Consider the following 12693-nt stretch of genomic DNA (forward strand, 5'->3'; position numbering starts at 1 on the left):
CAGTAAAGGGTTTTGAACGATAGCTAACAATCGTAACGATAGCAAACATTAATTTTCATATGGACATAAAAAAGCCCCTCGATTATAAAAAAGAGGGGCTAAAACCTGCCAAAATCAACATCAATCATCTAAAAACTTAAACCTTTCTTCGGGTGCATCTTCATTTCTTAGTTTACCCTGCAACCTCAATACTTGCTTAGGAGTGAGTTTAATATTATTCTCCTTTACGTGGTACAAAATAGATCCGTCCTCCCTGGACTCCTTTATCATTCCCTTTTTAACACGCCTAATGATAGACATGCATGTACACCGCCTGTACTCGGCCAGTTCCGCCCTGGTAATAAATGGTGACACATAGGTCACATGATTTCCCTTTACCTCTATGCTATTGTTTTCTGTTGGTTGCTGTATGTGGGTCATGGGTGGTTAATTTTGTTGTATTCTGAAATAGCTTCTTTTACGCTGTCTATTCCCCAATCGTTGCTATCATACCATTCTACTGATTTAAAAACAGGCGATAGCTTGCCTAATATATCCTCTGCTTTGCGAAGCATATTAATAGCCTTTTTTGCGTCCTTTGCGGGCTTTTCGCCACCCAACTGTTTCAAGCGAGCTATCATATCTTTTATGTCTCCATATCCCGGATAACAAACATCTTGGTCGCATAGATAATTGTAACTTCCTCCGCTCATAGCCTTACGTCTTTACTGTTTAATTTGGTTGTAATCCCGCCACCAGCAAAGGCTCTATTCAGCCCCTCTGCTCTTGCCAGGGCGGCTTCAAGCTCTCTGATGCGGGATGCCCGCTGCTTTACATCATCTTCCGCATTTCTTATTATTTTAAAATACATGTCCCTGCTATCAGAAAGCCCCTTCAATTGATTGTTTAGGTCTTTGATTTTCTCCTTTAAATTATTGTTTTCGTATTGAATTACTGTGATGGATGAATTCGCGCTTATCATTTTCTTTTGATGATCATCCCGGCTATCCATCATATCGTAGTATCTCTTTTTGAAAGATTTTTTCAGCCTTGATTCAGATTCGAGACTCTCCTTCAATGACCGCTTTTCCTTAATGTATGCCCTGAATTCAGCATAAGCCCCCAGAAAAAAGAAAATAATACACAAGAGCGCTGTAATCAAAATTGTTGTCATGGTTTATAATTTAGGTTTAAAATTTTGTTGAATCAAGGCTATAAACTTGGCCTATACTGCATTTAAGAATATACTTCCGACCATCAACATACGCCGCCTTTCCGTCTAAATGGGCTTTATCTTTATGTTTGTCTATCCAATAATGTAAAGCAGGAACAATCAAAAAATTACCTATAGAAGCACCGATAATGCCTCCCATTGACGCATATAATACTATCTTGAATAATAATTTCATGTCTATAATTTGGGTTTGTGGTTAAATAATTCCATATCCGATTCTCTCAACTCCTTAATAGCAATTTGGATAAACCTATCAATCTGATCTGCCGTTAATTAATTTATACCAGTTACGTTGTAAAAGGCTACAATTTCTGCGGTTACTTCATTTATTATAACCTCTTTATCCCTAAGTATCTGGCTGTTTAAATATTCTGCCTCAACTCCAATAAAAGCCCTAGGCGTTTCTGTATCAACTTTGCCAGGGTGTGGCATGCCATGTAGAAAGTAGTTAATATGATTGCTGCTCATATCTACCTTATAATGTGGCCCACCTTTTCTATCCAGATCTTTGGGCCTGCGCAACCGCACCCCGTCTGCTATTACAACCAGTGCCAGTACGGTTATGATGAGAATGTTTAGCATGTACTTCATTTAATCTTCGAAAAAATGCTTTTCCACTAGCGACGCAACAAGGATTACTCCGCCGATAAAAGCCAATAAAAAACTTATACAACCTAGTATACAATCTGATATACTAAGGCCTCTTGATATGTGTCCCATCGTGAATCCACCTACCACTACCAAGATATAGGCTAAAACTTTCATTAAGGAGCTTTTTTTCATGTGCTTCATTTTAAATGTGACGTTTCATTAATGGGATCATCAGAAAGAATCCGGTAACAATGGAACATGTAAAGTCCTTTTGCTAAACCTATTTTGCCGCCATTCTTTCGGACGTCGTTGTTGAATTCTGTGTCAAACTTGATGGAATCTTTAAACTTAGCCTTATCCCATACTTTTTTAGGGAACATCATGCAAAATCCCGCTACTCCCGTTGTTGGTTCGACCTGCGCCCAGTATTTATCTTCCAGGTCCTTAGCCAGGCTTGCATGCTTCCTGATATCGTATTCCTCGAACATCCCTTTTACTTTCTGGTGTTCTGCTCTGATTCTGTTAGTCATGCAGCCTATCAGGTCGTACTTATCCCGATTCCTTATAATAAGTTCAGAAATATGCCTGCCATAGTCTGGCGTTAAGAACATGGCGTCGTAATCCATTAATACAATCCAGTCGTTTGAATCAGCATTCAGCCTTTCAATAGCCTGATTGATTGCCTGCCCGAACTGTTTATTGATGGAATATGGCTGTATGTAGTGAATGATTACCGGCTCCCGGTTAATGTGCGGGTGCGTTCTGAAATTCTGTTGGTAGTAACTGTACGGTATGGCATCTATTCTTATGCCGGATATCTCCCTGGCCTGTACGATGCTCATCTGATCTCTATGAGAGCCTTTTGTTATCAGAGCCCACCAGATAGAGCAAATTCTATTGACTTCCCCCGTATTGCTCCGGATAATAACATTTGTCTCGTACATTCCGGCTCCGGGTTGAATGCCCATATCTAATGCAACTTTCATTTGCCCCTTGAGTAGTTCGGGATCTGCTTTTTTCTTTTCAATACAGGCAAATCCTTCCTGGTACACGCAATTCCTTTTAGGATGCTTTTTTAGGCTTATTCCGCCTTTGTGGCAACGGAGATAAGTACTGGCTGGTCGGATTATATCAACGTTGGCGTCAATGTAAATTACGGTGTCGTAATCTTTGAGGGCGTCAGGGATGATTATTTTTAATTTTCGCTGAATCAGGACCGGATCTATTGGGTTTCCCGTTTCATCAAGTGATTGCGGTATTACCACCATCTGCCAGCCCTTACACGTCATATTTACATCATCCGTGAACATAAAGCAATCAATTCCCTGAACGTATGCAGGGTTTAAAGGAATCGGATTATCATATCCGCCAACATTTACTGTATAAAGGGCTGTTTTCATATTTATACAAACCTAACTATTAGCACGCACCGTATTTATGATTTTATAAACATTAATAATTTATTGGGTACTATTTGTTACTAATCTTTACAGCTGCCTGTTTAACATCCTTTCAGACAGATAAACCGCCCTGCACCTACAATTAGCCGTCTCTTCAATCGGGGCATTGGGGTCACCTGGGGCGTCCATTCCGTTGCCGCCGACATTAAACTTTTCTTCTGCCGGAATAGGCGGTTGCTCGTCCATGTCTTTATGGTCCGGCCTTGTTCTGTTGTCTATTATGGGAATCCATTGCTTATACTGTCTGGAGCCGGTTTCTTTTGACCACGATTCACTAGCTAATTTATGACCCTTGCTGGCCGCCCTGGTCCCTTCTGTGCGGGTAATAAGCAAAGCCCTGCGCTTGCCTAACTCCCCTGCCAGTTCCTTATCCATGAGCCGGGCCGCCTTCTCTGCTCCATAACCCTCCTGAATATACCGGTTAAGTTCTTTTTTTATGACATTCAGGGTGTTTTGGTTGATATCCTGAATCATATTGCCCAGGTTGTAATAAACATACATCTGGAGGTCTTTGAGCCAGGACCGGGCAAATTTGGCTATACTGCCGCCTAGTGACTTGTAGCCCTCATATAATTTGCGGTACTGCCATTTAGCATGAATAAGCCCTGCTTCTGAGTAAAACTGGATCATAGCCTTTTGCATCTCATCCGCCTGTATAAGCATAGGCAAGGCCTGGACGGTATTCTCTAACCCGTGCTGACGGACAAAGCTTGCCACATCCTTATATTGCTTTTTGAGTACCGGATAAAAGATATTAAAGCCCTTAAGCTCAGTTTTCTTCGTCAGGTACTCCAGCTCCTTGATTATTTTCGTCTTGTCCATCGTCTATTTCTGTATCAAATCCGATCCCGGTAACATCTAAACTTAAGTCCTCGATTGGTTTTAAATTGGCGGGGGCGTAAATCTTATCCATGTTGGGGTCTCCGTCTGTTGCAAAGTCCATTTCTTTTCTCTTTTCGTTGGGGTTAATCCACCATGCATCCTTAAGCCATTTAACCTTTTCTGTCATGTCTGGCTGGCATTCGGGATAAACGGATCTGTCAAAGGCGATATACCATGAATCATCATTAAACCATCCGGGTACTAACCATTCGGTCAGGCAGTCCTCAATCATGGTCTGAACAGGGAAAACACCATCAGTGATACATGCCTTTCTGGCTTCCTTCATGTTGTTGTATGTAGACCCTTCTTTATCGTTTAGTACGACCTCGCTTTTCAGGTGTACGACATTCGCTATTTTGCGGCTTGAATTTAGACCGGCTTCCACCACATTGAGGTCTACGATTGATTGCCCGAATTCTAGCCAATCCATAGGGGCAGACGCCGCAACAATAGATTTATAATTCTCGACACCTTTTATTCGTTGGTTGACATTCTTTTGCAGTTCCTGCATTTGCTCTGGTGTTATCTTAGACCCGTTCGCCGGAGATAACATACCCATTGCACCACCGTTATCAAATGCACGAGACAGCGCATTAGCGCCCTTGTTGCTCGAATCTATCTGCATTGCTGCAGCCGTAAAGGGAGACATACCCATGATGTAGGGATTCTCAGTGGTAAAGTCTGGATTAAAGTACCTGACGTGTAGAACATCCTCAACCGGAATGGTCTTTTCGAGCAGTAAGGTAAATTTCCATCCCTTCACCTCGCCTAATTGAGAAGCGGCAACCGGTCGCATCTTACGGGGATCCTGCAAGTATATCTCTTTGAACTTACCCGGTGATGTTGGGGGCGCAATACCTACTGCGAAGCCGTTGCCCATCGTCAGTAAGTTGATGGTAAGCCCCTTCATGAATAAAGATCCCGTCATGGTCTTGTTTGGCCGCTTATTCAGGATAGTTAATAGTTCATGTTCCGGTATTTCCTCAACCTCACTACCGACCATCCGGGCCGCTTTGACGTGGTCTCTGCTGTCGTGTGACTTCCTGAGCCGTTGAAAGTTCTGCCATTGCTTTTCCTTGCCGGGGATCTTGTGGTATAGGGTAAGGGGCGCTTCTGATACTTTCTGGGCTATCCAGTCGATACAGGTGAAGGCATCAGCATTTAGCTTATACACTTCCTCAATCAGCTTAAAGCAATCCATATCGAACGTGTACAGGCCAATCATAATTGAATTGGATAGGCTGTTTGTCCGGTCCAGACCTATAATCGACCCCAGCTTACTTAAAAATTTATTCATTTTATTTCATTTAAAATGTGAAAGTCACATACGTTTCAAGGGTGAAGTACATGCGCATCATTATCATATCTGAGTAGTCCGGGGACCGCCCTATAAGTTCTTTTACCTGCTCTTTCGGAATGATTGCCTTTTTACCGTCCTTATCCATATCCTTTTGTTTGATCTGGCCTAATTCCTCTTTAATATGGTCCTGGACGTCTCCATCCGGGATATCCAAGAATATTTCATCGGCGCACATCTTTTGAGCCAGTTTGTAGGAGCATTGAGATTTCAGATTGTTGAAATTCTCTTTGTCGCCATCAACTACAATAGGGGCCGAATTATTGACAAAACCGGTGCAGTTTAAAATATCGGTCACTCCACCGCCTACGCCATCATCATCAACAAGGACGTTAGAAATTGGTACATGATACTCCAGCATCAGGTCTTTAATAGCGTCGGCGGCCTCGGTAACGCTGTTTTTATCAAAATCCACGATCTTAACCAGCCTGAAACCATCCCATACCCCTATAACGGTTTTATCCCTGCCATAACGGGCAATATCGGCTGTGATATACTTTTCCCCGCCATCTACAAATCTGTTTGAAAAGGCGTTTACTATCTTCTCAAATGGGATAAGGGCTGCCGGGTCATTGTCATAATCCCAGTTACCCAAAAGGAGTCTTTGTTTGCTCGCCTCTGAGGTCATGGACCTAAGGCTGTCAATGTAATGCCTACTGATATATCGGTTGTCGGTTGCCAAGGACTGAACAAATGCCCTCCCTTTTGGCATATTGCCGTCTCTATTTGGTTTATAGAATCGATTGTAGACCCAGTTCTTTGACGGATTGCAGCTCCCCATTATCTTTGGGATAAGGCCGTTTTCATCAAGTTTATATCTGATACGGGATTTTAAAACCTCCCACGCCTTCATGACAATCTGGTTGCACTCATCCACGAAAGCCCCGGTAATTTCAAGCGATCCCAGCTCGTCAAACTCTTTATCGCTCGGATATTGGAAAAGGTCTTTCAATAATATCTGGGAGCCGTTGAACAGATTTATTATGTTGGATTGGGCGTTGTAGGAATAGTGGGTGCCGGATTTTAGTCCTTGCCCTTTAGCGACCTCATAAAAGCTGTTAAGGGTAGTTTCTTTTAAGGTCTTGAGAACCGCACGGCCCATTACCCATCTGGTACCGGGATATTTAAGGCACATTTTAAGCAGCCAATAGCAACCGAGGGCCGATTTACCCCCGCCCGCGCCACCTCCAAAGACTAACTCCGTTGTTACATCATCTTCGAGGAAATCAAGCGCCTTCGTCTGTTTTATCGTCAGATTCATACGTCTTTGTTTCCTCCCATTTTATCTGGATGCCACCGGAGTGGTTAATATCTGTCTTCTCTGTCAGTCCGTTAAGTCGTTGGGTAATAGATGGATTGTACACCCCTAATAAGCCGCCGGTGATCTGGTCTTCTCTGATTTCCTCTTTTATCCGTGAACAGATAGCACAGAAGTCGTCATAATACCCATCGGTATTGTCAAAATAATGCTGAGCTTCCCCATGATTTTCACGGCAATAGCGCTTAAATCCCTCTAGGGTATAGGGTACTTTCAAGGGGTCTTCCTTTCGTTCCGCAAACTTACCTACATATTGTACCCTGGTCCACCGGTTACCCTCGGACTTTATCCAGTCCTTATATCCGTTCCAGGCTTCTTGTAGTTCTTCCGGTGATTTAAATATGCGTGTAGGATGCATCTGTTTACTCTTTCTACAAAAGTAAACAGGGTGTATGCCGTATCAATAGTGGATAAATAACGAATCGTTACAAACAGAACGCTTGTAAACTTTTATTTTGTTTTTGGCTTAATCAGGGAAAGCATTTCTTTCTGGAGGTCTACATTTTCAATTCTGGCATATATTTTAGCGATCTCTGGGCTATCGCCCAGGAGTTCGGCAACTCTATCAATGGATAATCCCTTTTTAATCCACATCATGGCAAAGGAATGCCTCCCTGAGTGGAACTTTACTTTTTTGGGGTTTGGAATCCCGGCATCTTCGCAAATGGCCTTTACCGTTTCCCGGGCGTCCTGTTCGTATTCTATAAATGGGTGGTCCTTGCAGTAGTTTAGTATCTCGTCTAAGGGATGGTAAATGGGAGAGGATACAATATTTCCGTTCTTTTTCGCCCTTAAAACTACAGTTTTGCCCTTTACTGAGGTATTATAGTCAAATGCCTTGCAATCGCTGATTCTGTACCCGGTATAGCAGGATAGTAGGAAGTAATACCCAGTGGATTTCTTGGCTTCGTTTTTAAGCGGCTTTACAATATTGTAAAAGTCGTTTATCTGGTCTTCATTGAGGTAAACCGGTATCTTTTGCTTTGCGGAGGGTCTTTTATAGCCGGAATACTGTTTTTTATCGATAAGCCCTTTCCTTTCAGCTGCATTAATAAAAGACAGGACCATGGATATTTTACTCACTATGGTGGCATCCTCCCGCCCGGGGCGGATATGCTTCTCAAAACCTTGCAGGAATTCTATATTAATGTCGCTGAATTTTATTTTAGGCTTATAGGCAAGCACAAATTCCAATGCGCTTTCCAGGTGTCTTATCCGGTTGTCTGAAAACTTGCCCTTATGCAAATCGATGTGTTTATTCACAAAAGCCTCGAAATCGGAGCCGCCTTTTTCTTCAAACAGATCTTTGGTGATAGGCGCCCCTTTTTGGATAGCCTCTAATATTTTAGCCTCAACGTCGTGCTTTTTACCCGAAAGGACGGAATTGTACTGTCTGGCTTTGGTGTTGGTTATGACTTTCTGGTCTCCCCAATGCTTATCTGGTATTCTTACCGCCGTCGGGATCTTTATATTCTGAGGCAATACCCGTACATAAATACGGACGTCACCTTTTTTATCCTTATTGCCCTTGAAATAGGAGAGGTGGTACTTTTGAGTCATACTAAAGTCGTTATTTGAGTCGTAAATTAGTAAAAAATAGTGAAGATTAGTAAACTTTAGTAACCTAAAATAAGGAAGCCCCCTGTTTATAAGGAGGCTTTGTGACCCGGATTGGATTCGAACCAATGGCCTACTGCTTAGAAGGCAGTTGCTCTATCCAGCTGAGCTACCGAGCCGGTTGTTATTTAACGGCTGCAAAAATATAGGTTTCAATCAGAAATCCCAAAAAAGATTTATCTTATTTAATTCTGTTAGCCGGTTGGTATATTTAGAGCACCGCTTTGGATCAACTGTCCCATAACAAGATAAGCAGTTACAAAGTATATGATAATACCGGTAACATCCACCAGTGTTGCTACAAATGGGGCAGAGGATGTGGCCGGATCCGCACCCAGTTTTTTTAATAAGATGGGCAGCATGGAACCGGTCAGAGAACCCCAGAGAATTATGCCTACCAGCGCAGATCCGACAGTTAGGGCAATCATTAACCAGTGTTCACCATAAGTGATATCCCAGACTCCTAGATTGTGTAACAGTTCCCAAAGTGAAATTCTTAAAAATCCAATGATGCCTAGAATTAGTCCTAAGGTTAGGCCGCTAAGGATTTCTCTACGCATAATGCGCCACCAATCTTTGATGGTTACTTCCCCGACTGCCATGGCCTGAATAATCAAGGTGGAAGCCTGAGAACCGCTATTTCCGCCACTGGACATAATCAGTGGGATAAAAAGCGCCAGGACGGTCGCATTCTGTAATTCATCAGAATAATGTGTCATCGCTGAAGTTGTCAGCATTTCACTTAAAAAAAGAATAATGAGCCAGGGCGCTCTTTTTCGAATCAGTTTAAAAAATGGCGTGTCCAGATAGGGCTCATCCAAAGCCTCGGTACCCCCCATTTTTTGCATATCCTCGCTATATTCTTCATTGGTCACCCACAGGATATCGTCAATGGTTACAATACCTAATAGTATATTATTGTCATCCACAACGGGAAGGGCCACTCTGTTATTCATTCTGAATATATGACCGGCTTTTTCCTGATCGTCGTTGACATTTAAGGCAATGATTCTGCCATCCATTAACTCGCTGATTTTCATGTCGGATGAGGCCAGAATCAAATCCCTTATTCTGAAGTCATCCACCAGCTCTCCTTTCTTATTGATGACATAAATCACATCAATGGTTTCAGAATTCTTACCGTTTTTGCGAATAATCCTGAATGCTTCTGCCACCGTATCTGTTTCATAGACATAGATATAGTCAGGTGTCATCAGACGACCAACGCTGTCCTCCGGATAACCCAGCATGCGAAGCGTAATCTTAACTTCTTCAGGGTTTAAGAGCTTTATGAGGTCTCTTAAGGCACTCTTTGGTAATTCTTCCAGAAAGTCAGTACGGTCATCCGGAGATAACTGATTGAGTAACTCTGCTGTTTTAAAGGGTGGTAGCTCTTTAATAATTGATTTCTGGGTGGAAATGTCCAGCAATTTAAATACCCTGGAAGCTCTGTGTACCGCCATATTGGAAATGATAGCGGCTTCATTTTCTGGATAACGGTCAATTAAGGCCACCACGTCGCTAATCCCCTGGTCATTCAGGAATTCCTGGAGCTTAGCAGCATCTTTATCGAATAACAACAGTTCAAACTGTGCGTCGATCAGGTTTTGTTCTAATTCCTCACTCATCGGCCAAAATTTTTGCAAAACTACAATTTCAAATCTAGTTTAAAGATAGTTGATATAATTTATTGCCCATAGTTACGTTTTTTAAAGATATTTGTTTAATATTTAATTAATTAAGTCATTGTCATGATTTTACGGGCCAGGCATATAATATTTTTATTAACGGCGTTATTTGTGAACGGGCTTCTTGTGGCTCAAACCAGGTTAAATAGGGAAAATCATGACTTATTACCATTTTATTTTGGGATAAGTATCGGCTATAATAATAGTAATATACAATCTACCAGGGCTGCCGCATTTGAAGGACAGTCCACCTTTTCAAGGGTGGAGCCGCATAGCAGCAATGGTCTGGCCTTAGGATTTGTGGCCACTAAAAGATTGTCTGACCGGTTTGAGATCAGAACGGTTCCTAAATTAATCCTGGGGGGCTCTAAATATCTATCTTATTATTATACAACAGATTATTTGCAAGAACACCCTGATAAGAAAGCCATAGAAGATATAAAACTACCGGCCAATATTTTCAGTATTCCACTTCAATTAAAACTGAATTCTGATAGAATCAACAATTTCAGGGTATTTATGTTTGCCGGTATGAAATATGACATCAATCTAAGCGCTAATTCTGCAGAATATAAGGCCGCAATGCAGTTAGACCAGAATCCCCCTCCTTTATTTAGAAAAGGAGATGTAGGGTATGAAGGAGGTATAGGCTTTAATTTTTATCTGCCATTTACTGTTATATCTCCACAGATAAAATTATCTAATACTTTGGGAAACAGCCATGTAAGAGATGTTGAGAATCCATATTCCAATGTTATGCAGCGGTTTAGAACGCAGATGGTTGTGTTTTCTGTAACATTTGAACAGTAAAGTTCTAATGCGTATTCCAGGCAGTTTTTATACAGGATGTCAGGTTTTTAGGGCAAAATTGATAGCTTCGCTGCTGAAACAGTAAAATAGTAATGCATTATCCTCTTGTTGCAATTGTTATTCTGAATTTTAATGGCCGGAAATTCTTGGAGAAATTTCTGCCATCTGTTTTAGCGTCTACTTATCCGAATTATAAAGTGGTTGTGGCCGATAACGGGTCAACGGATGATTCCGCAGCCTTTATGAAGGCTGCATATCCGGACATAGAGCTTGATTTACTGGGAATGAATTATGGTTTTGCCGAAGGGTACAATCAGGCCCTGCTTAAAAGACAGGAAGATTATTTTATTTTGCTCAATTCTGATGTAGAAGTAGTACCTGGATGGATGGAGCCGGTTATTGCACTGATGGAAGCGAATGAAAAATTAGCCATTTGTCAACCCAAGATACTTTCTTACAAGCAAAAAGATCAATTTGAATACGCCGGAGCTGCAGGAGGCTTTATTGACGTCCTGGGGTATCCTTTTGCTAGGGGCCGGGTATTCGATACTATTGAACAAGACCGTCATCAATTTAAAACCAGTGTAAATGTGTTTTGGGCCTCCGGATGTGCACTTTTTGCCAAAGCAGCCGTGTACAAGCAGTTAGGGGGGCTTTACGGCGTTTTCTTTGCTCATCAGGAAGAAATAGACTTTTGTTGGCGTGCTCAGAACGCGGGGTTTAAAATTGGCTGTTGCACCGAATCTGTTGTATATCATGTAGGAGGGGGGACCTTACCCAAAGGTTACAGAAAGACTTTTTTGAATTTTAGAAATAGTCTGATGATGTTGTCAAGGAATTTAAGTAAGCGGGAAAAATGGTGGAAAATTCCGGTAAGGCTTGTGCTGGATGGTGTTTTTGCCATAAAAAGTTTGTTCTCAGGAGATTTTACTTCTTTAAAAGCCATCTGGAATGCGCATATGGCATTTTATAAATGGTGCTTTTCGAAACCGAAGGTAAAAGATGCCCCAAATAAGCCTATGTCAATGCTTTCAGGTATTTATGAAGGTTCAGTAGTTGCTGGTTATTTTATTAAAGAGAAAAAAAAGTTTGAAGATTTTTCTAAATAATATTGTGAGTTTTCACTTTGATACTTACATTTGCAAAGTAATTTTAAAACGAAGGATATGAGTCACGAAAATCATGAATATCAGCAGGAATTAGAGAAAATGAAGAACATGGACTATGGCTATAATAAAGTCTCTTCTTCCAGATTCTTATTTTATGTTCAGGTAATCGGATTTGTTCTTTTTATGTTCACTGTTTTCTATGAACTTTGGGCAAACCGTTATCAGGGTAAACCAGATATCGAAATTCAAAGCAGCACTTTATACACGCCACAGTATAAATAAATTTGAAAAAAAATTTGGAAGTGTAAAATTAAATATTATCTTTGCACTCCAATTACGAAACAAGGTAATTAGTTCTTTAACAAGCACTTATAAAGTAAAAAGCGGAAGTAGCTCATTTGGTAGAGCACAACCTTGCCAAGGTTGGGGTGGCCGGTTCGAGCCCGGTCTTCCGCTCTAAAAATCCCGCATGTCGCGGGATTTTTTTTCACTGCCCTGGTGGTGGAATTGGTAGACACGCAGGACTTAAAATCCTGTGATCAGCAATGGTCGTGCGGGTTCAAGTCCCGCCCGGGGCACAATTAACCCTTGTAATCGTTCGGTTTACAAGGGTTTTTTAATTTCGGAGGTGTCGTATTTTACCCCTTT

The 12693-nt window shown here is 41.6% G+C and carries 15 protein-coding genes and 3 tRNA genes; 5 read left to right on the forward strand and 13 right to left on the reverse strand.

From position 1 onward, the window contains the following. Positions 1 to 120: 120 nt before the first annotated feature. From BLU80_RS02935 to mgtE, 13 genes are all read right to left on the reverse strand, one after another. Positions 121 to 420, reverse strand: coding sequence for a hypothetical protein (locus tag BLU80_RS02935; protein ID WP_091393122.1), 300 nt, complete (start codon positions 418 to 420; stop codon positions 121 to 123). Continuing rightward, on the reverse strand, positions 417 to 692 hold the full coding sequence (locus BLU80_RS02940) for a hypothetical protein (protein WP_091393124.1): 276 nt from the start codon (positions 690 to 692) through the stop codon (positions 417 to 419). The genes BLU80_RS02935 and BLU80_RS02940 overlap by 4 nt, the downstream gene beginning before the upstream one ends. Further along, the gene (locus tag BLU80_RS02945; protein WP_091393127.1) at positions 689 to 1153 is read right to left on the reverse strand and encodes a coiled-coil domain-containing protein; all 465 of its coding nucleotides are present in this window, start codon (positions 1151 to 1153) and stop codon (positions 689 to 691) included. Before BLU80_RS02945 ends, BLU80_RS02940 begins: the two co-directional genes overlap by 4 nt. A 16-nt stretch (positions 1154 to 1169) precedes the next feature. Then, the gene (locus tag BLU80_RS02950; RefSeq protein ID WP_091393132.1) at positions 1170 to 1388 is read right to left on the reverse strand and encodes a hypothetical protein; all 219 of its coding nucleotides are present in this window, start codon (positions 1386 to 1388) and stop codon (positions 1170 to 1172) included. A 98-nt stretch (positions 1389 to 1486) separates the two neighbouring features. Then, the gene (locus BLU80_RS02955) at positions 1487 to 1795 is read right to left on the reverse strand and encodes a hypothetical protein (RefSeq protein ID WP_091393136.1); all 309 of its coding nucleotides are present in this window, start codon (positions 1793 to 1795) and stop codon (positions 1487 to 1489) included. A gap of 206 nt (positions 1796 to 2001) precedes the next feature. Next, positions 2002 to 3204: a glycosyltransferase domain-containing protein gene (locus BLU80_RS02965; RefSeq protein ID WP_091393141.1), complete on the reverse strand. Its 1203-nt coding sequence runs from the start codon at positions 3202 to 3204 to the stop codon at positions 2002 to 2004. Between the two features lie 87 nt (positions 3205 to 3291). After that, entirely contained in the window at positions 3292 to 4086 is a 795-nt protein-coding gene (locus tag BLU80_RS02970; RefSeq protein WP_091393144.1) for a phage minor head protein, read from the reverse strand. Next, entirely contained in the window at positions 4034 to 5443 is a 1410-nt protein-coding gene (locus tag BLU80_RS02975) for a phage portal protein (protein WP_091393148.1), read from the reverse strand. Before BLU80_RS02975 ends, BLU80_RS02970 begins: the two co-directional genes overlap by 53 nt. Before the next feature lie 10 nt (positions 5444 to 5453). Then, positions 5454 to 6764 carry a phage terminase large subunit gene (locus BLU80_RS02980; protein ID WP_091393151.1) on the reverse strand — a complete coding sequence of 437 codons (1311 nt, stop codon included), beginning with the start codon at positions 6762 to 6764 and terminating at the stop codon, positions 5454 to 5456. Further along, positions 6730 to 7179, reverse strand: a complete 450-nt coding sequence (locus tag BLU80_RS02985) for a terminase small subunit (protein WP_091393152.1) — start codon at positions 7177 to 7179, stop codon at positions 6730 to 6732. Before BLU80_RS02985 ends, BLU80_RS02980 begins: the two co-directional genes overlap by 35 nt. A 92-nt stretch (positions 7180 to 7271) precedes the next feature. Continuing rightward, positions 7272 to 8381 (reverse strand): tyrosine-type recombinase/integrase, encoded by a 1110-nt coding sequence (locus tag BLU80_RS02990; protein ID WP_091393155.1) that lies wholly within the window; start codon positions 8379 to 8381, stop codon positions 7272 to 7274. Between the two features lie 102 nt (positions 8382 to 8483). Next, positions 8484 to 8557: transfer RNA gene (locus tag BLU80_RS02995), tRNA-Arg, on the reverse strand. A gap of 75 nt (positions 8558 to 8632) precedes the next feature. After that, on the reverse strand, positions 8633 to 10066 hold the full coding sequence (mgtE, locus tag BLU80_RS03000) for a magnesium transporter (protein WP_091393158.1): 1434 nt from the start codon (positions 10064 to 10066) through the stop codon (positions 8633 to 8635). Between the two features lie 123 nt (positions 10067 to 10189). On the opposite strand from mgtE, the gene porT reads away from it, so the two are divergent. From porT to BLU80_RS03025, 5 genes are all read left to right on the forward strand, one after another. Beyond that, complete coding sequence (gene porT, locus BLU80_RS03005; protein WP_091393161.1) at positions 10190 to 10936, forward strand: type IX secretion/gliding motility protein PorT/SprT; 747 nt, start codon at positions 10190 to 10192, stop codon at positions 10934 to 10936. A gap of 92 nt (positions 10937 to 11028) precedes the next feature. Further along, a complete protein-coding gene (locus tag BLU80_RS03010) occupies positions 11029 to 12045 on the forward strand; it encodes a glycosyltransferase family 2 protein (RefSeq protein ID WP_091393164.1) in 1017 nt (338 codons plus the stop codon). A gap of 57 nt (positions 12046 to 12102) precedes the next feature. Next, entirely contained in the window at positions 12103 to 12327 is a 225-nt protein-coding gene (locus tag BLU80_RS03015) for a hypothetical protein (RefSeq protein WP_091393167.1), read from the forward strand. Positions 12328 to 12428: 101 nt separating this feature from the next. Then, a tRNA-Gly gene (locus BLU80_RS03020) sits at positions 12429 to 12501 on the forward strand. 36 nt (positions 12502 to 12537) lie between these two features. Beyond that, positions 12538 to 12623: transfer RNA gene (locus BLU80_RS03025), tRNA-Leu, on the forward strand. The last annotated feature ends 70 nt before the right edge of the window (positions 12624 to 12693 follow it).

Source organism: Arachidicoccus rhizosphaerae, from assembly GCF_900107765.1.
GTDB lineage: Bacteria > Bacteroidota > Bacteroidia > Chitinophagales > Chitinophagaceae > Arachidicoccus > Arachidicoccus rhizosphaerae.

Bases quoted from the DNA above. Each gene is read 5' to 3' on its own strand.
- BLU80_RS02935 (WP_091393122.1), bottom strand. From the start codon at position 420: ATGACCCACATACAGCAACCAACAGAAAACAATAGCATAGAGGTAAAG.
- BLU80_RS02940 (WP_091393124.1), bottom strand. From the start codon at position 692: ATGAGCGGAGGAAGTTACAATTATCTATGCGACCAAGATGTTTGTTAT.
- BLU80_RS02945 (WP_091393127.1), bottom strand. From the start codon at position 1,153: ATGACAACAATTTTGATTACAGCGCTCTTGTGTATTATTTTCTTTTTT.
- BLU80_RS02950 (WP_091393132.1), bottom strand. From the start codon at position 1,388: ATGAAATTATTATTCAAGATAGTATTATATGCGTCAATGGGAGGCATT.
- BLU80_RS02955 (WP_091393136.1), bottom strand. From the start codon at position 1,795: ATGCTAAACATTCTCATCATAACCGTACTGGCACTGGTTGTAATAGCA.
- BLU80_RS02965 (WP_091393141.1), bottom strand. From the start codon at position 3,204: ATGAAAACAGCCCTTTATACAGTAAATGTTGGCGGATATGATAATCCG.
- BLU80_RS02970 (WP_091393144.1), bottom strand. From the start codon at position 4,086: ATGGACAAGACGAAAATAATCAAGGAGCTGGAGTACCTGACGAAGAAA.
- BLU80_RS02975 (WP_091393148.1), bottom strand. From the start codon at position 5,443: ATGAATAAATTTTTAAGTAAGCTGGGGTCGATTATAGGTCTGGACCGG.
- BLU80_RS02980 (WP_091393151.1), bottom strand. From the start codon at position 6,764: ATGAATCTGACGATAAAACAGACGAAGGCGCTTGATTTCCTCGAAGAT.
- BLU80_RS02985 (WP_091393152.1), bottom strand. From the start codon at position 7,179: ATGCATCCTACACGCATATTTAAATCACCGGAAGAACTACAAGAAGCC.
- BLU80_RS02990 (WP_091393155.1), bottom strand. From the start codon at position 8,381: ATGACTCAAAAGTACCACCTCTCCTATTTCAAGGGCAATAAGGATAAA.
- mgtE (WP_091393158.1), bottom strand. From the start codon at position 10,066: ATGAGTGAGGAATTAGAACAAAACCTGATCGACGCACAGTTTGAACTG.
- porT (WP_091393161.1), top strand. From the start codon at position 10,190: ATGATTTTACGGGCCAGGCATATAATATTTTTATTAACGGCGTTATTT.
- BLU80_RS03010 (WP_091393164.1), top strand. From the start codon at position 11,029: ATGCATTATCCTCTTGTTGCAATTGTTATTCTGAATTTTAATGGCCGG.
- BLU80_RS03015 (WP_091393167.1), top strand. From the start codon at position 12,103: ATGAGTCACGAAAATCATGAATATCAGCAGGAATTAGAGAAAATGAAG.